The sequence below is a fragment of the Streptomyces sp. NPDC048481 genome (assembly GCF_043200075.1).
Classification (GTDB): Bacteria; Actinomycetota; Actinomycetes; order Streptomycetales; family Streptomycetaceae; genus Streptomyces.
Genome location: NZ_JBICXC010000001.1, coordinates 962,344 through 978,385, shown reverse-complemented (window position 1 = coordinate 978,385; position 16,042 = coordinate 962,344). Strand labels below are relative to the sequence as shown.

The window sequence follows — 16,042 nt, the reverse complement described above, 5'->3', positions numbered from 1 at the left end:
TGAGGAAGGCGGCGACATGACCGACCCCAAGGCCATCCAGCCGAGCGCGCTCGACCAGCTCCCCGACCGGGACCCGGAGGAGACCGCCGAATGGCAGGCCTCCCTGGACGCGGTCGCCAAGGCGGCCGGGCCGCACCGTGCCGCATACCTGATGCGCCGCACGCTGGAGCGGGCCGAGGGCAACGGCATCGCGCTGCCGAAGCTGCTCGAGACCGACTACGTCAACACCATCCCGACGGCCGCGGAGCCCACCGCCCCAGGCGACCCGGAGATGGAGCGGAAGATCACCGCGTGGAACCGCTGGAACGCGGCCGCCATGGTGACCCGCGGCGCCAAGCACGGCGTCGGCGGCCACATCGCCACCTTCGCCTCCGCGGCCTGGCTCTACGAGACCGGCTTCAACCACTTCTTCCGCGGCAAGGAGGCCGACGGCTCGGGCGACCAGCTCTACATCCAGGGCCACGCCTCCCCCGGCATCTACGCCCGCGCCTTCCTCGACGGCCGGCTGACCGAGCAGCACCTGGACAACTTCCGCCAGGAAGCCGGCGGCCAGGGCCTCCCGTCCTACCCGCACCCGCGGCGGCTGCCCTGGCTGTGGGAGTTCCCGACCGTCTCCATGGGTCTCGGTCCGCTCTCCGCCATCTACCAGGCTCGCTTCAACCGGTACCTCACCAACCGCGCGATCAAGGACGTCTCCGCCTCCCACGTGTGGGCGTTCCTCGGCGACGGCGAGATGGACGAGCCGGAGTCGACCGCGGCGCTCGCCCTCGCCTCCCGCGAGGGTCTGGACAACCTGACCTTCGTCATCAACTGCAACCTCCAGCGCCTCGACGGACCGGTCCGCGCCAACTTCAAGATCGTGCAGGAGCTGGAGGCCCAGTTCCGCGGCGCCGGCTGGAACGTGATCAAGTCGCTGTGGGGCTCCGCCTGGGACGAGCTGTTCCAGCTCGACACCACGGGCGCGCTGGTCCGCCGGCTGCGCGAGGTGCCCGACGCGCAGGTGCAGACGTACCAGACGCGCGACGCGGCCTACATCCGCCAGGACTTCTTCGGCAAGGACCCGGCGCTCGCCGAGATGGCGAAGCTGCTGAGCGACGACAAGATCCTGGAGTGCTTCCACCTCTCCCGCGGCGGCCACGAGGCCCGCAAGGTCTACGCGGCCTACAAGGCGGCCGTGGAGTTCAAGGGTGCCCCGACGGTCATCCTGGCCCAGACGGTCAAGGGCCACACCCTCGGCGAGGGCTTCGCGTCGAAGAACGCCAACCACCAGATGAAGAAGCTCTCGGTGGACGAGTTCAAGACGATGCGCGACCTGCTGGAGCTGCCCATCTCCGACGCGCAGTTCGTCGACGGGGTCGTCCCCTACGGGCACCCCGGCGCCGACTCCCCCGAGGTCCGCTACCTCCAGGAGCGCCGCGCGGCCCTCGGCGGCCCGGCCCCGGCCCGCCGCACGCACGCGCTCGCCCCGCTGCCGGCCCCCGCCGACAAGACGTTCGCCTCCTTCGACAAGGGCTCCGGCACGCAGAACGTGGCGACCACCATGGCGTTCGTCCGCCTCGTCAAGGACCTGGTCCGCGACAAGGAGACCGGGAAGCGCTGGGTGCCCATCGTCCCCGACGAGGCCCGCACCTTCGGCATGGAGAGCCTGTTCCCGTCGCTCGGGATCTACTCCCCCAAGGGCCAGACGTACGAGCCGGTCGACCGCGACCAGCTGATGTACTACAAGGAGGCCCAGAACGGCCAGATCCTCAACGAGGGGATCACCGAGGCCGGTTCGATGGCCGACTTCATCGCCGCATCGACGTCGTACGCGACGCACGGCGAGGCGATGATCCCGTTCTACATCTTCTACTCGATGTTCGGCTGGCAGCGCACGGCCGACCAGATGTGGCAGCTCGGCGACCAGCTCGGCCGCGGCTTCCTCGTCGGCGCGACGGCCGGCCGCACGACCCTGACGGGCGAGGGCCTCCAGCACGCCGACGGCCACTCGCCGGTCATCGCCGCGACCAACCCGGCCGCGCTCAGCTACGACCCGGCGTTCGCCTACGAGATCGCGGCGATCGTCAAGGACGGCCTGCGCCGGATGTACGGCGAGGCGGCCCCGGGCGAGGACCCGAACGTCTTCTACTACCTCACCGTCTACAACGAGCCGATGCCGCAGCCGGCCAAGCCGGCCGCGCCCGGCGTCGACGAGGGCATCCTCAAGGGCCTGTACCGCTTCAACACGGCGGAGTCGGCCGGCGTGGAGGTCGTGGCGGCCAACGCCCCGCGCATCCAGCTGCTGGCCTCGGGCACGGCGATCCACTGGACGCTGAAGGCGCAGAGGATGCTCGCCGAGGAGTGGGGCGTGGCCGCCGACGTGTGGTCCGCGACCTCCTGGACCGAGCTGCGCCGCGACGCGCTGGAGGCCGACGCGGCCCTGCTGCGCGGCGAGGAGCGGACGCCGTACGTCCGCCGGGCGCTGCACGGCGCCGAGGGCCCGGTGCTCGCGGTCTCCGACTACATGCGCCAGGTGCCGGACCAGATCGCGCAGTGGGTCGAGCAGGACTGGTCCTCGCTGGGCGCGGACGGCTTCGGCCTGTCCGACACCCGCGAGGCGGCCCGCCGCCACTTCGGCGTGGACGCGGAGTCGGTCGTGGTGGCCGCACTGGCCCAGCTCGCCCGGCGCGGCGAGGTCAAGGCGACGGCGGTGAAGGAAGCCCGCGAGCGGTACGGCCTGTAGACGAGGGCCCGCCCGGCGCGGCACGAAGGGGGTACGGCCCGAGGCCGTACCCCCTTCGCCGTCCCCGGCACCGCGCCCCCTGCCCCGGGACGCGGACCCCTGGCACCGTGCGCGGGGCGGTGCGTTGTCGGAGTGCGTTGTCGGAGTGCGTTGTCGGAGTGCGTTGTCGGTGGGGCCCTGCATCATGGGCGCATGCGTGCTGCCCGGCTCATCAAGATGGTGCTGCTTCTGCAGTCCCGGCCCGCCATGACCGCCGCCGAGCTGGCGCGGGAGCTGGAGGTGTCGGAGCGTACGGTCACGCGGGACGCGCAGGCGTTGTCGGAGGCCGGTGTGCCGGTGTACGCGGAGCGGGGCCGGGCCGGCGGGTACCGGCTGGTCGGCGGGTACCGGACGCGGCTGACGGGGCTGGGGCGCGGTGAGGCGGAGGCGCTGTTCCTGAGCGGGGTGCCGGAGGCGCTGCGCGAGATGGGGCTCGCGGACGTCGCCTCGGCCGCGCGGCTGAAGGTCTCGGCGGCGCTGACGCCGTCCCTGCGGGACGCCCCGAGGGCGGCGGCGCAGCGGTTCCATCTGGACGCCCCCGCGTGGTTCCGGGAGCCGCGGACCCCGGCGCTGCTGCCGGTGATCGCGGACGCGGTGTGGGACGACCGCCGTGTCCGGGCCCGTTACCGGCGCGGGGAGCGTGAGGTGGAGCGGGAGCTGGAGCCCTACGGGCTCGTGCTCAAGGCGGGCGTCTGGTATCTGTGCGCCCGGGTGCGGGGCGACGGCGGCGGTACGTGGCGGACGTACCGGATCGACCGGTTCGTCGGCGCGGAGGATCTGGGGGACCGTTTCGGCCGCGACGAGGAGTTCGACCTCCCCGGCTTCTGGGCCGGGCAGGCCGAGCGCTTCGCACGGTCGATCCTGCGGACCGAGGTGGTCGTGCGGCTGTCGGAGGCGGGCGTGCGCGCGCTGGCGCACGCCGTGGACCCGGTGGCGGCCAGGGACGCGCTGGCGACCGCCGGGGAGGCGGACGACCGGGGGCGGGTGACGGTGACGCTGGGCGCCGAGTCGCAGGACGTGGCGCACGCGCAGCTCACGGCGCTGGGGGCGGAGGCCGAGGTGATCGCCCCCGAGTCCCTGCGGAAGCGGTTCGCCGAGGACGCGGCACGATTGGCGGAGTTGTATCGGCCGGTGTGAGAATCCCCGGCACTCCGGGTGCGTCCGGCACGGTCAGGCACGATGCTGGACGCGTGATGGACGAGACGGAGTTCTGGGAGCTGGTGGACGCCTCCCGCGAGGCCGCCGAGGGTGATCCCGAGGAGCAGGCCGACCTGCTGGTGGAGCGGCTGCTGGGGCTGGACCCGGAGTCCGTCCTCGACTTCGCCCGGCATTTCGAGTCCCGTTACAACCGCGCCTACCGCTGGGACCTGTGGGGCGCCGCGTGGCTGCTGCTGGACGGGGTGAGCGACGACGCGTTCGACTTCTTCCGGTGCTGGCTGATCGGGCAGGGCCGCGAGGTGTTCGAGGGCGCCCTGCACGGCGACCCCGACTCGCTCGCCGACCTGCTGGACGACTTCGACGAGGAGATCGACGGGGACGGCGAGGAGCTGGGGTACGCGGCCGACGAGGCCTACGAGCAGCTCACCGGGAACGTCGCCCCGGACCTCGGCATCCCGCCCGCGCCCGCCGAACCCGAGGGCACCCCGGTGGACTTCGAGAACGAGTCGGCGCTGGCCGAGCGGTATCCTCGGCTCTGGCAGCGCTTCAAGGAGTGACCCGCGCAAGGGAGCACCGGCCCCTGCCGTGCCCGCCCTGCCCCGCCTCCCCGTCCTGCCCGTCGTGGTTCACGCGGCGGACTTGCGGCGGCCGCCGTCCGACGGGATGTACGCCTGCGCCCGGCCGACGCGCACCGCGTGGTGCGGCGGCGCCCCGTTGGCCTGCTCCAGGGCCGACGCGGTGGCCGCGGCGGGGCCGAGGACGACCGCGGCGACGGCGCACAGCACGGCCCAGGGGCGGGTCGGCCGCCCGGCCCGAGGGGATTCGGCCGCCTCCGCGTCTCGGGCGGCCTGAGCGTCTTGGGCGGCCCGGGTGGATCGCGCGCACCGGGTGGATCGGGCGGACTGCTCGCGGCTGCCGTTCATGGTCCCCGCCTCCGGTCGGTTCGTGGTGGGCACGACCGTAGGGCGCGGGGATGGGAGGACCCTGAACGGCGGCTAAGGCGTTCCTGTGAGAGCCGTTCTGCCCTGGATGCGCGCCGCCGCCCGCCGGATCTCCGGGAGCAGGGCGTTGAGCGCCGCGCCGGGGCAGCTGGTCATGTAGGCGTCGCGGTGGCCGGCCAGGGCGGGCAGGACGACGGTGACCCCGGCCGCGTACCGGCTGTGACTGTTGCTGGAGGTGAGCCGGGCCTGCGCCCTCGGGTCGACGCCGGACAGACCGAGCTTCCAGGCGGTCAGGGCGGCGATCGCGTCCACCATCGCCTGCGGGACGGGGACGCCGGAGGTGAACGTGCCGAGCGCGGCGATGCCGGCCGTGCGGTGGTTGAAGCCCTGGGTGTGGGCGCCGGTGACGGGACGGTCCACCCCGCCCGCGCGGCCCTCGTAGATGGTGCCGCAGCGGTCGACGAGGAAGTTGTAGCCGATGTCGTCCCAGTCCCTGGCGCCGGTCTGGCCCGCGTACAGGTAGCGGATGATGCGGGGCGCGTCGGCACAGTCGTAGCCGTTGGGCGAGTCGGTGTGGTGGACGAAGACGGCGACGACCTTGTCGTCGTAGCGCGGGGGCGGTTGCGCGTGGCGGGCGAGGGCGTCCAGCCAGGCGGAGCGGGGCACGATGGGCGGCCGGGCGGCCCGGTGCGCGCCGGCGGCGCGCGCGTCGGCCGTCCGGGCGGGCGCTTCGACGCGGGCGGCGTGCTCGACGCCGCCCGCGCACAGGCCCAGCGCGGCCACGGCGGCGAGGCCCGGCAGACAGCCGAGCAGGACGAGGACCGGGCCCGGTATCCGCGCCGGGCGCCGTCCGCGTCGGCCGCGCGCGGTGCGCGATGCCGGTCGGAGGGCACACATGGTTCCACTGTCGGCGGGTTCCGGTCCGTCCGCGATGTGTGCTGTGCCACCTGGTGGAACCATCCTCCCGGTGCGCGCCGTTTTACGGGGTGAGCGCACGCGTGGCGGGGTGTCGGCCGTCACGCGCGCGTGGTCGGCGGGTACTGATCAGCGGGCGCCCGCCGCACGTACTAGGGGATCCGAGGGAAGGGGGGCCGCGTGGACCTGCTCGACATCCTGCTGGCGCTGGTGATCCTGGCCTACGCCGCTTCCGGCTACCGGCGCGGGCTGGTGGCCGGCTGCGTCTCGCTGGCCGGGTTCGTCGGCGGCGCGGTGATCGGCGTGTGGGTCCTGCCGTGGCTGATGGAGCTGGTGACGCCGGGCACCACGGCGGCGACGCTGACGGCGGTGTTCGCGGTCCTGGTGCCGGCGGTGGTGGGGCACGAGCTGGCGGGCCGGCTGGGGCTGCGGCTGCGGCGCGAGCTGGACCGGGGGCCGCTGCGGCTGGCCGACGGGATCGGCGGGGCGGCGGCGAACACGGTGGCGGTGCTGGTCGTGGCCTGGGTGGCGGCGAGCGTGCTGGGCGCGTCCTCGTCGCCGGTGGTCACCTCGTCGATACGGGACTCCCGGCTGCTGGGCGCCGTGCAGGACGCGATGCCGGACACCACGCCGAACTGGTTCTCGCGGGCCACGTCGGCGCTGACCGAGGCGGGTTTCCCGCAGGTCTTCAACCCCTTCGAGAACGAGTCGACGGCCGAGGTCGCCAAGCCCACCGGCGACAGCGTGACGGCGCGGGCGACGCGGGCGGCCCAGCGGAGCACGGTGAAGATCGAGGGGTCGTCGGGCGACCAGGGCCGCGAGGGCAGCGGCTTCGTCTACGCGGGCGAGCACGTGATGACCAACGCGCACGTGGTGGCGGGCATCGACCGCCCGACGGTGCGGATCGGCGGCGTGGGGCGGTCGTACCCCGCGCGCGTGGTGCTCTTCGACCCGGACCGGGACGTGGCCGTGCTGTACGTGCCGGAGCTGCGGGCGCCCGTCCTGAGCTTCGACGACGCCGCCTCGCGGGGCGACTCGGCGGTGGTCGCGGGCTATCCGCAGGACGGCGACCTGAACCTCCAGGCGGCCACGGTCGCGGGCCGGGTGAAGGCGACCGGCCGGAACATCTACAACGACGGCATCGTCACCCGCGAGATCTACTCGATCCGCTCCACGGTGCGCCCGGGGAACTCCGGCGGCCCGCTGCTGACCACGACGGGCCGGGTCTACGGCGTGGTCTTCGCGCGCTCCACCTCCGACGACGAGACGGGGTACGTGCTGACGGCGGCCGAGGTGGCCGACGACGCCGAGCGGGCGGCGACGGCGACGCGCGCGGTGGACACGGGCAGCCTGACGACGTCGTGAGCCGCGCGCCGGGTGACGTCAGACGGGCCGGCCCATGAACACGTCGTCCACGTACCGCCCGTCGAGCAGGAACTCGCCGGGGAGCACCCCCTCGACCGTGAACCCCTCGGACTCGTAGAGCCGGCGCGCGGGGGTGTTGTGGCCGAGGACGCGCAGGGTGAGACGGCGGGCGCCCTGGCGGCGGGTCTCCTCGAAGGCTTCGCGCAGCAGCGCCCGTGCGACGCCCCGGCCGCGCGCCTCGTCCAGCACGGCGAGGCCCTGGATCTGCCGGACGTGGGCGTTGCAGGCCAGCGGGGTGGGCGGCACCAGCCGGAGGTATCCGACGAGGCGGCCGTCCAGTTCCGCGACCAGGTAGTCCCCGGGGGCGTGCCGCTCGTCGAAGAAGGGCTCGTAGGGCGGCTCGGGCCGCGGCATCACCGCGTGCAGGGTGGACCAGGTGGCCCCGTCGAGGGCGGCCAGCGCGTCGTCGTCGGCGGGCAGGGCGGCGCGTATACGAGGGGGCTCGGAGGGCTCGGACATGGCGGTCACCCTAGTGCGGGCGATCGGCGGTCTGCCGGAGGATTTCCGCGGTCCGCGGGCAGGATGGACGCATGGAACGTACGCGAATCGCGGTGGCCGGGGCGTCCGGTCTGATCGGCAGCGCCCTGGTGCGCTCCCTTGCTTCGGACGGCCACGAGGTGCGGCGCCTGGTCCGCCGTGCGCCGCAGGGCGCGGACGAGGTCCGCTGGGACCCGGAGCGGGGCCGCGTCGACACGGCCGGGCTCGCCGGATGCGACGTCGTGGTCAACCTGGCCGGGGCCGGCGTCGGCGAGCGGCGCTGGAGCGAGGCGTACAAGCGGCGGATGCACGACGGCCGGGTGCACGGCACGGCCGCGCTGGCGAAGGCGGTCGCCGCGCTCGACGTCCCGCCGCGGGTGTTCGTCAACGGCAGCGCGATGGGCTACTACGGCGAGACGGGCGAGCGGATCGTGGACGAGGGCGCGCCGGCCGGGAGCGGCTTCCTTCCGGAGCTGTGCGTGGAGTGGGAGGCGGCCGCGGCGCCGGCGCGGGACGCGGGCGTGCGGACCGTCCTCGTCCGCACCGGTCTGGTGGTGGCGCGTGGCGGCGGGGCCTGGGGCAGGCTGTTCCCGCTGTTCACGGCCGGACTGGGCGGGCGGCTGGGCGACGGCCGGCAGTACTGGTCGTACATCGCCCTGCACGACGAGGTGGCGGCGATCCGGCATCTCGTCGACCGGGACGACCTGTCGGGGCCGTTCAACCTGACCGCTCCCGAGCCGCGGACCAACCGGGATATCACCGAGGCGATGGGGCGGGTGCTGCACCGGCCGACGCTGTTCCCGGTTCCGGCGCCGGTGCTGCGCACGGTGCTGGGCGAGATGGCCGGGGACGTGCTGGGCAGTGCGCGGGTGGTGCCGAAGCGGCTGCTGGAGTCAGGGTTCGTCTTCGCGTTTCCCGGGATCGAGGACGCGATCCGAGCCGCCTGATCCGCTTCGTGACCGGATGCGACCGTCGTGCGACCGTGCCCTGTCCATGCGCGACTGTTCCTGACCGATACCGGCCCTAACCTCGACCCGAACTCGGGTATCCGGGACGGCTGTTGGGGGCATGACGTCTCCAGCCGCCGCGCAACCTCGAGGAGGGGCACGTGCTTGAGCCCGCGTACCAGGCAGACGTCGTCGTGGTGGGGGCCGGAGTCGCCGGCCTCTCCGCCGCGCACCGGCTGAACAGCGCAGGAGTAACGACCGCGGTCCTGGAGGCAGCCCCTTACGTGGGCGGCCGCATGTCGACGGAGAAGATCGACGGGTTCCGGCTCGACCGCATCGGGCAGCTGCTGTCCACGGCGTATCCCGAACTGGCCTCCACACCGGGCCTCGACGCACTCGTCCTGCGTCCGTTCGCGCCGGGGGTCCTGCTGCACAGCGACGGGCGCCACCATCGCGCCGGCGCGCAGACGGGGACGGGGAGCGCAAGGGGCGCACTCCATGCCGTACGCGCCCTGGCGAGCGCTCCGCGGCCGGGCGGACTGCCCCGGCCGCGCGCCGGCGGCTCCCTGCCCGCGCAGGGCCGCCCGGCGCCGCCCCGGGTCCGGGCGGGCGCGCCGCTGGGCAGCGCCGTGGACCAGGCCCGGCTGGGCGCCGCGCTGACCCGGCTCGCCGTCACCCCGGTGGAGCGGCTGCTGCGCCGGCCCGAGTCGCCGGCCGCGCAGGCCCTCGCGGCCCGCGGTCTGCCCGCCCGCACCGTGGACGGCTTTCTGCGCCCGCTGCTCGCCGCCCTGCTGTGCGATCCGGATCTCGCCACCTCCAGCCGCTGCGCCGACCTCGCGCTGCGCGCCTTCGCAGCAGGCCGGCTGGCGGTGCCGGAGGGCGGGGCCGAGGTCCTGCCGGAGCTGCTCGCCCGGACGCTGCCGGCGGGCGTCGTGCACACCGGGGTGCGGGTCACCGCCGTCTCCACGACCTCGGTGACCACCGCCGAGCACGGCGAGTTCCGCTGCCGCGCCGTCCTGGTGGCCACCGACGCGCGCACGGCGGCCGAGCTGCTGCCCGGGCTTCGCGTGCCGGACTTCCATCCGGTGACGGTCGTCCACCACACGACGGACGAGCCGCCCCCGACCGGCGCCTCGCTGCTCCTGGACGCCGACCGGGGCGGCCCGGTCGCACACACCGCGGTGCTCAGCCAGGTCGACCCGAGCCGCGCGCCCGGCGGCCGCACGCTGATCTCGTCCACGGTCCTGGGCGCGCCCCCGCCGGGCGTCGACACCGCCGTCCGCATGCACCTGTCGCGCCTGTACGGCGTCTCCACCGCGCGCTGGGAGACGCTGGCCGTGCACCACACGGCCGAGGCCGTCCCGGCGATGCGGGCGCCGCACGATCTGCGGCGCGCGGTGCGGCTGCTGGCGGGCCTGTACGTGTGCGGCGACCACCGGGACACCAGCACCGTGCAGGGCGCACTGCACTCGGCGCGCCGGGCCGCCTCGGCGATCGTCTCCGACCTCGGCGCCGCCGGCTCCCTGAACGCGGCCGACCCCCGCCCCACGACACGCGAACAACCGGCGGCGGCCTGAACGCCACGGGCCCGGAACACCCTCCCCCGGGCCCGGCCCGGCCCGCCCATGAGACCCGGTCCCTCAGCCCAGCGTGGCCACCTTCTCCCGGTAGACGCGGGCCGGCGCCGCGTCCTTGTACGGCTCCAGCCTGCGTTCGAAGTCCCTGACGTACTCCAGGGCCCGTACGGAGCGCATCTCGGCGGCCTGTCCGGCGGCCTCCGCGGCGAGCTGGCAGGCCTGGTCGAGTTCGCCGAGGCCCAGCCGGGCCGAGGCCAGGACGACCCGGCAGAACACCCGGCTGCGGGCATGGGCGGCGGGACGCAGCTGCAACGAGCGTTCGGCGTGCTGTGCCGCCGCCCGGAACTGCTGGAGGTCGCGGTGGCAGTGCCCGAACTCATCGGCCAGCTGCGCCTCGTCGAAGAAGCGGGCCCAGTGCGGCACCTCGTCGCCGGACTTGACCGCCTCCAACGCCCGTTCGGCGCGCACCAGGGCCGCCGTGGAGGCGCGCACCTCGCCGAGCACCCCGTGCCCGCGCGCCTCCGCCGCGTGCAGCAGCGCCTGCACGACGGGCGGGGCGCCCGAACCGACGCCCTGCTGGGCCACCCGCGCGAGCTGCACCGCCTCGCGCCCGTGCCCCAGGTAGACGGCCTGACGGCTCATGGTGACGAGCACGAACGACCCGTACGCCCGGTCCGCGGCCGCCTGGGACAGCCGCAGGGCCTGGACGAAGTAGCGCTGGGCCAGGCCGTGTGCGGCGATGTCGAAGGACGTCCAGCCCGCGAGGCGGGTCAGATCGGCGGCCGCGCCGAAGAGCCGGCGGCCGGTCTGCTCCCCGTACGTCCCGCGCAGCATCGGCTCGCACTCGTGCTCCAGGTACCGCACGAGGGCCTGGCGGGCGTGACCGCCGCCGTACCTGTCGTCCAGGGTCCGGAAGAGTTCGCCGACCGAGCGGAGCGCGGCGATGTCGCCGCCCGTGACCCGCTGGCCGGGGCCGCGCTCGGCGCCCTGGCCGCGCTGCCGGGGCACGGCCGTCGGCCCGGCCCCCGTCCGGGCTGGGGCGGCGGCCGCGGGCTGCGCGCCGGAGGGGTGCTGGGGCGCGGCCGGGTGGGCGGGGGCGAGAGGGTGCGCGGGCAGGGCGTGCCTGCCGCCCGGACGGCCCTGGAGGGGCACCCGGGCCGGCGGCTCGGCGCGGGCGACCTTGTCGTCGGGCCGCCCGATCAGCCAGTCCCGGCTGGGCACGACGAGCCCCGCCGGGGTGAAGGCGATCTTGCGCAGCTCGGCGTGGCTGCCGGAGTCCTTGCGCCACAGGCCGCCGACGATGTCGATGGCCTCCTCGGGGGTGCCGGCGAACTCCAGGCCGGCGTAGACGGGGGCGCAGGCGTCCAGGCCGAGGTCCTGGGCGGTCAGGCGACGGCCCAGCCGCCGGGTGAAGACCTCGGCGATCAGGGCGGGGGTGGTGCCGCGGGGCTGCTGCCCGCGCAGCCACCGGGTGACGGACGTCTTGTCGTATCTGAGGTCCAGCCCGTGCTCGAGGCCGAGCTGATCGACGCGACGGGCCAGTCCCGCGTTGGAGAAGCCCGCTTCGGCGATGAGCGCGGCGAGCTGGCGGTTGGGAGTGCGCTGCGCGGGTCGTTCCGTCATCTGCGGTGCGGTCTCCTGCCTCCCGGGCCTGTGACGTGCCCGGATGAAGTGCGCTGATGCGGTGATCAGCCCTTTTGGCCTCTGAACGGCGCGAATGTAGCGGAGAGTAAGCACCCGGTCGCAAATCTCCGCTTTCATTCATCCGATCGTGTGAGGATTGGCCGTGGGGCTGACGCGGAGCGCGCGGACGTACAGTGGCTTGGGCGCGGGACGCGCCTGACGACTTTCAGGGAGGCGCTTGCCGTGAGCGAGTTGCGGTTCGTCCGGATGGGGTTCGGCGAGAACGCCGTCGACTACCAGGAGGGGTGGGACGAGCAGCGCCGGGTGCACGCGGCGCGGTTCGCCGACGAGATCCCGGACACCGTGCTGCTCCTGGAGCATCCCCCCGTCTACACCGCCGGCCGGCGCACGACCCCCGACGAGCGCCCCCTGGACGGCACGCCGGTCGTCGACGTGGACCGCGGCGGCAAGATCACCTGGCACGGCCCCGGACAGCTGGTCGGCTACCCGATCCTGAAGCTGCCGCGACCGGTCGACGTCGTCGCGCACGTGCGTCGCCTGGAGGACGCCCTGATCAGGGTGTGCGCTGAGTTCGGCGTGGAGACGTCCCGGGTCGAGGGCCGCAGCGGGGTGTGGGTGCTCGGCGACCCGGTGGAGCGGCGCCCCTCGCCCGGCGGGCTGTCGCTGGACTTCGACCCCCGGCTCACCGACGAGGAGTTCGACCCGCGGCTCAACGGCCCCGAGTACGCCCCGTCCAACGCGGGCCAGCGGCGCGAGGACCGGAAGATCGCCGCCATCGGCATCCGGGTCGCCAAGGGCGTCACCATGCACGGCTTCGCGCTCAACGTGAACCCCGACAACAAGTGGTTCGACCGGATCATCCCGTGCGGGATCCGGGACGCGGGCGTCGCCTCGCTGGCGGACGAGCTGGGCCGGGACGTCACGATCGAGGAGGTCCTGCCCGTCGTGGAGCGGCATCTGGCGGACGTCCTGGAGAACGCGGAGCCGAAGCCGCGCGAGATCGAGCGGGCCTCGGCCTGATCGCGGTCGGCACCGCCGCCGGACTTTCAAATCCACGGGCGTACGCTTAAGGACGCCGAAGAATCAATCGCTAGGGAGCCGGTCGTGTCCGCAGTCGCACCCGACGGACGCAAGATGCTGCGCCTGGAGGTCCGCAACAGCCAGACCCCCATCGAGCGCAAGCCCGAGTGGATCAAGACCCGGGCGAAAATGGGTCCCGAGTACACCGCCATGCAGAAGCTCGTGAAGAGCGAGGGCCTGCACACGGTCTGCCAGGAAGCCGGCTGTCCCAACATCTACGAGTGCTGGGAGGACCGCGAGGCGACCTTCCTCATCGGGGGCGACCAGTGCACCCGGCGATGCGACTTCTGCCAGATCGACACCGGCAAGCCCGAAGCGCTCGACCGGGACGAGCCGCGGCGCGTGGGCGAGTCCGTCGTCACGATGGACCTGAACTACGCCACCATCACCGGCGTCGCCCGCGACGACCTCGCGGACGGCGGGGCGTGGCTGTACGCCGAGACCGTGCGGCAGATCCACGCGCAGACGGCCGGGCGCGAGGCCGGGCGGACCAAGGTGGAGCTGCTCGCCCCGGACTTCAACGCCGTCCCCGAGCAGCTCGCGGAGGTCTTCTCCGCGCGGCCCGAGGTCTTCGCGCACAACGTCGAGACCGTGCCGCGGATCTTCAAGCGGATCCGTCCCGGCTTCCGCTACGAGCGTTCGCTGGGCGTCATCACGGCGGCCCGCGACTACGGCCTGGTCACCAAGTCGAACCTGATCCTCGGCATGGGCGAGACCCGCGAGGAGGTGAGCGAGGCGCTGCGCCAGCTGCACGAGGCCGGCTGCGAGCTCGTCACCATCACGCAGTACCTGCGCCCCTCGGTGCGCCACCACCCGGTGGAGCGCTGGGTCAAGCCGCACGAGTTCGTGGAGCTGAAGGAGGAGGCCGAGCAGATCGGCTTCTCCGGCGTGATGTCGGGCCCGCTGGTACGGTCCTCCTACCGTGCCGGGCGCCTGTACCAGATGGCGGTCGAGAAGCGCGGTTCCTTCGTCGCCACCCAGGCCGTCTGACGCGACGTCACCTCACTTGCGCCGTACGGCCGCAAGCCGAGTGTGTGAACTCGCGCACAAGCAGCTACCCGCCAGTAGTGACCGATTCGACGCGGTCCCGGCCGTCCCCGCAGATGAGGACGTACGCCGGGGCCGCGTCAGCGTTTCGGCCCCCCGCGCCGAGGTTTCATTCGGGTTTGACCGGTCGGTCACGCCCTGGTAACACCAAACAGTGACGCTGGTATCACGTCACGTAGGAACCGTCCCGAACCACCCGTGCCCGAACATTGTCCGAGGGGGACACCCGCCATGCAGGCCGCGCCCGTTCGCGCCACCGCGATCCCGACCTTCAGCACCGCACTGCGCGCCGTCGAGTCGCTGCTCCTGAGCAGCGGCCAGCGCACCGCCCGACGCAACGCCTGGACCTCCGTCCTGGAGGACCGCCGTCGCGCCAAGGACCGGGTCGAGGCGCAGCGCGTCCTCGAAGCGGTCACCTCCGCCCGCCGCTGACCCACCCCTCCCCGCAACTCCCCACACCTCCCCATCCCCTCCGCCCCGCTTCCCCGCCCCTCCCCTCCTGCCGTCGAAGGCGCTTCCCGGGACACGTAGACTTCGTGGCATGGCGAGAAGTGACAGCGCGGCGGACGCCGCTAACCCCGGGCGACTGAAGCAGATCGCCCTGACGTTCAAGATGACCCGCAAGGCCGACAAGACGATCGGTTTCGTTCTCGCGGGTGTCTTCCTCCTCACCTTCGGCGTCTTTCTCGCGATCGGCTTCCTGATCGGCCACCCGGTCTACCTGGGCATCTTCGGCGCCCTGCTCGCCTTCCTCGCGACGGCGATCGTGTTCGGCCGCCGGGCCGAGCGGGCCGCCTTCGGTCAGATGGAGGGCCAGCCCGGCGCGGCCGCGGCCGTCCTGGACAACATCGGCCGGGGCTGGACGACCACCCCCGCGGTCGCGATGAACCGCAGTCAGGACGTCGTCCACCGGGCCGTCGGCAAGGCCGGCATCGTCCTGGTCGCCGAGGGCAACCCGAACCGGGTGAAGAGCCTGCTGGCCGCCGAGAAGAAGAAGATGAACCGCATCGTCGCGGACGTCCCCGTGCACGACGTGATCGTCGGCACCGGCGAGGGCCAGGTCGAGCTGAAGAAGCTGCGGACCACCCTGCTGAAGTACCCGCGCGTCCTGGCGGGCCCCCAGGTCACCGCCACCAACGACCGGCTGCGCGCCCTGGGCGACCTGATGAGCAACATGCCGCTGCCGAAGGGCCCGATGCCCAAGGGCATGCGCCTGCCGAAGGGCGGCGGCGGCAAGGCCCGCTGAGCCCGCGCGCACGCAGCAAGCAGCACGCAGCACGCAGCACCAGGAAGGGGCGCCCGGATCACTCCGGGCGCCCCTTCCGCGTATCGCCTCCGCGCAAGCCCTACGTCCTCACCGCCCTCACGTACCGCCCGGCCTCGCGTGGATCACGCGAACCGCGCGGGCGGCCGACGGGCGGCTCAGCCGCGGACCTCCACCGTGCCGGCCAGCCGGTCGTGCAGACCGCGCCCGTCGCGGTCCCAGACGAGGGCGGGCACGGCCAGGCACAGCAGGACCGTGCGCACCGCGGAGCGCAGGGGGCTGACGGCGCCGGTGTCGACGGAGACCACCCGCAGCCGGAACAGGCGTTTGCCCGGAGTGAAGCCGATGGTGCCGACGGTCAGCAGGCTCATCACGAGGAAGACCAGCAGCGCCCAGTTGCTGGTCGCGGGCCGGTAGCCGTCGGTGATCAAGCTGTATGCGATCAGCACGCTGAGGCCCCAGTCCACGGCGAGCGCGCCCAGCCGCCGGCCGGGACGGGCGATCGAGCCCGGCCCCTCCTGCGGCAGTCCGAGCTGTTCGCCCCGGTATCCGAAGTCGACACCGGCGTCCTCGGCGGCCGCGCGGGGGCCGGAGAGCCACGAGCCGATTGCATCCCTGTTGTCCACGCGTCCACGGTACTGCGCGCGTTTCGCGATACGGACAGGTGGGGTACACCGGCCAGGGTCCGGTTAACTTGTGCGAAACAAATGGGTCACGCACGAGAAATCAGCCGTCCCTAGGGTCGACGACAGCGTGTGCCACCGCACTGGCCGCACGAACGAACTACCACCCCGGCTCGACGGCCG

The 16,042-nt window shown here is 73.6% G+C and carries 15 protein-coding genes; 10 read left to right on the top strand and 5 right to left on the bottom strand.

Going from position 1 to position 16,042, the window contains the following annotated elements; genetic code table 11:
• Positions 1-16: 16 nt before the first annotated feature.
• The 3 genes from aceE to ACGFSH_RS04110 all read left to right on the top strand — a co-directional run bounded on the left by aceE (position 17) and on the right by ACGFSH_RS04110 (position 4,476).
• Positions 17-2,722, top strand: coding sequence for a pyruvate dehydrogenase (acetyl-transferring), homodimeric type (aceE, locus tag ACGFSH_RS04120; protein ID WP_393344754.1), 2,706 nt, complete (start codon positions 17-19; stop codon positions 2,720-2,722).
• A 192-nt stretch (positions 2,723-2,914) separates the two neighbouring features.
• Positions 2,915-3,898 (top strand): helix-turn-helix transcriptional regulator, encoded by a 984-nt coding sequence (locus ACGFSH_RS04115; RefSeq protein WP_393344752.1) that lies wholly within the window; start codon positions 2,915-2,917, stop codon positions 3,896-3,898.
• Between the two features lie 56 nt (positions 3,899-3,954).
• A complete protein-coding gene (locus ACGFSH_RS04110) occupies positions 3,955-4,476 on the top strand; it encodes a DUF4240 domain-containing protein (RefSeq protein ID WP_393345478.1) in 522 nt (173 codons plus the stop codon).
• Positions 4,477-4,545: 69 nt separating this feature from the next.
• Here ACGFSH_RS04110 and ACGFSH_RS04105 read toward each other — a convergent pair whose 3' ends face one another.
• Entirely contained in the window at positions 4,546-4,875 is a 330-nt protein-coding gene (locus tag ACGFSH_RS04105; RefSeq protein ID WP_393344750.1) for a hypothetical protein, read from the bottom strand.
• A 39-nt stretch (positions 4,876-4,914) separates the two neighbouring features.
• The gene (locus tag ACGFSH_RS04100; protein WP_393344748.1) at positions 4,915-5,757 is read right to left on the bottom strand and encodes a peptidoglycan recognition protein; all 843 of its coding nucleotides are present in this window, start codon (positions 5,755-5,757) and stop codon (positions 4,915-4,917) included.
• A gap of 198 nt (positions 5,758-5,955) precedes the next feature.
• Between ACGFSH_RS04100 and ACGFSH_RS04095 the strand changes: the two genes are divergently transcribed.
• Positions 5,956-7,140: a MarP family serine protease gene (locus ACGFSH_RS04095; protein WP_393344746.1), complete on the top strand. Its 1,185-nt coding sequence runs from the start codon at positions 5,956-5,958 to the stop codon at positions 7,138-7,140.
• A gap of 18 nt (positions 7,141-7,158) precedes the next feature.
• Here the strand turns inward: ACGFSH_RS04095 and ACGFSH_RS04090 are convergent, their stop codons facing one another.
• Complete coding sequence (locus tag ACGFSH_RS04090) at positions 7,159-7,659, bottom strand: GNAT family N-acetyltransferase (RefSeq protein ID WP_393344744.1); 501 nt, start codon at positions 7,657-7,659, stop codon at positions 7,159-7,161.
• A gap of 71 nt (positions 7,660-7,730) precedes the next feature.
• Between ACGFSH_RS04090 and ACGFSH_RS04085 the strand changes: the two genes are divergently transcribed.
• Both ACGFSH_RS04085 and ACGFSH_RS04080 read left to right on the top strand, forming a co-directional pair.
• Complete coding sequence (locus ACGFSH_RS04085) at positions 7,731-8,624, top strand: TIGR01777 family oxidoreductase (protein WP_393344742.1); 894 nt, start codon at positions 7,731-7,733, stop codon at positions 8,622-8,624.
• A 161-nt stretch (positions 8,625-8,785) separates the two neighbouring features.
• A complete protein-coding gene (locus ACGFSH_RS04080; protein WP_393344740.1) occupies positions 8,786-10,201 on the top strand; it encodes an NAD(P)/FAD-dependent oxidoreductase in 1,416 nt (471 codons plus the stop codon).
• A 63-nt stretch (positions 10,202-10,264) separates the two neighbouring features.
• Here the strand turns inward: ACGFSH_RS04080 and ACGFSH_RS04075 are convergent, their stop codons facing one another.
• Positions 10,265-11,824: a regulator gene (locus ACGFSH_RS04075; protein ID WP_393344738.1), complete on the bottom strand. Its 1,560-nt coding sequence runs from the start codon at positions 11,822-11,824 to the stop codon at positions 10,265-10,267.
• 243 nt (positions 11,825-12,067) lie between these two features.
• Here ACGFSH_RS04075 and lipB point away from each other — a divergent pair, with 243 nt between their 5' ends.
• The 4 genes from lipB to ACGFSH_RS04055 all read left to right on the top strand — a co-directional run bounded on the left by lipB (position 12,068) and on the right by ACGFSH_RS04055 (position 15,218).
• Complete coding sequence (lipB, locus tag ACGFSH_RS04070; protein ID WP_393344736.1) at positions 12,068-12,865, top strand: lipoyl(octanoyl) transferase LipB; 798 nt, start codon at positions 12,068-12,070, stop codon at positions 12,863-12,865.
• Between the two features lie 84 nt (positions 12,866-12,949).
• Complete coding sequence (lipA, locus tag ACGFSH_RS04065; RefSeq protein WP_393344734.1) at positions 12,950-13,915, top strand: lipoyl synthase; 966 nt, start codon at positions 12,950-12,952, stop codon at positions 13,913-13,915.
• A 288-nt stretch (positions 13,916-14,203) separates the two neighbouring features.
• Entirely contained in the window at positions 14,204-14,404 is a 201-nt protein-coding gene (locus ACGFSH_RS04060; RefSeq protein WP_393344732.1) for a hypothetical protein, read from the top strand.
• Between the two features lie 109 nt (positions 14,405-14,513).
• Positions 14,514-15,218 (top strand): DUF4191 domain-containing protein, encoded by a 705-nt coding sequence (locus ACGFSH_RS04055; RefSeq protein WP_393344730.1) that lies wholly within the window; start codon positions 14,514-14,516, stop codon positions 15,216-15,218.
• A gap of 176 nt (positions 15,219-15,394) precedes the next feature.
• Here ACGFSH_RS04055 and ACGFSH_RS04050 read toward each other — a convergent pair whose 3' ends face one another.
• Positions 15,395-15,862 (bottom strand): RDD family protein, encoded by a 468-nt coding sequence (locus ACGFSH_RS04050; protein WP_393344728.1) that lies wholly within the window; start codon positions 15,860-15,862, stop codon positions 15,395-15,397.
• Positions 15,863-16,042: the final 180 nt, after the last annotated feature.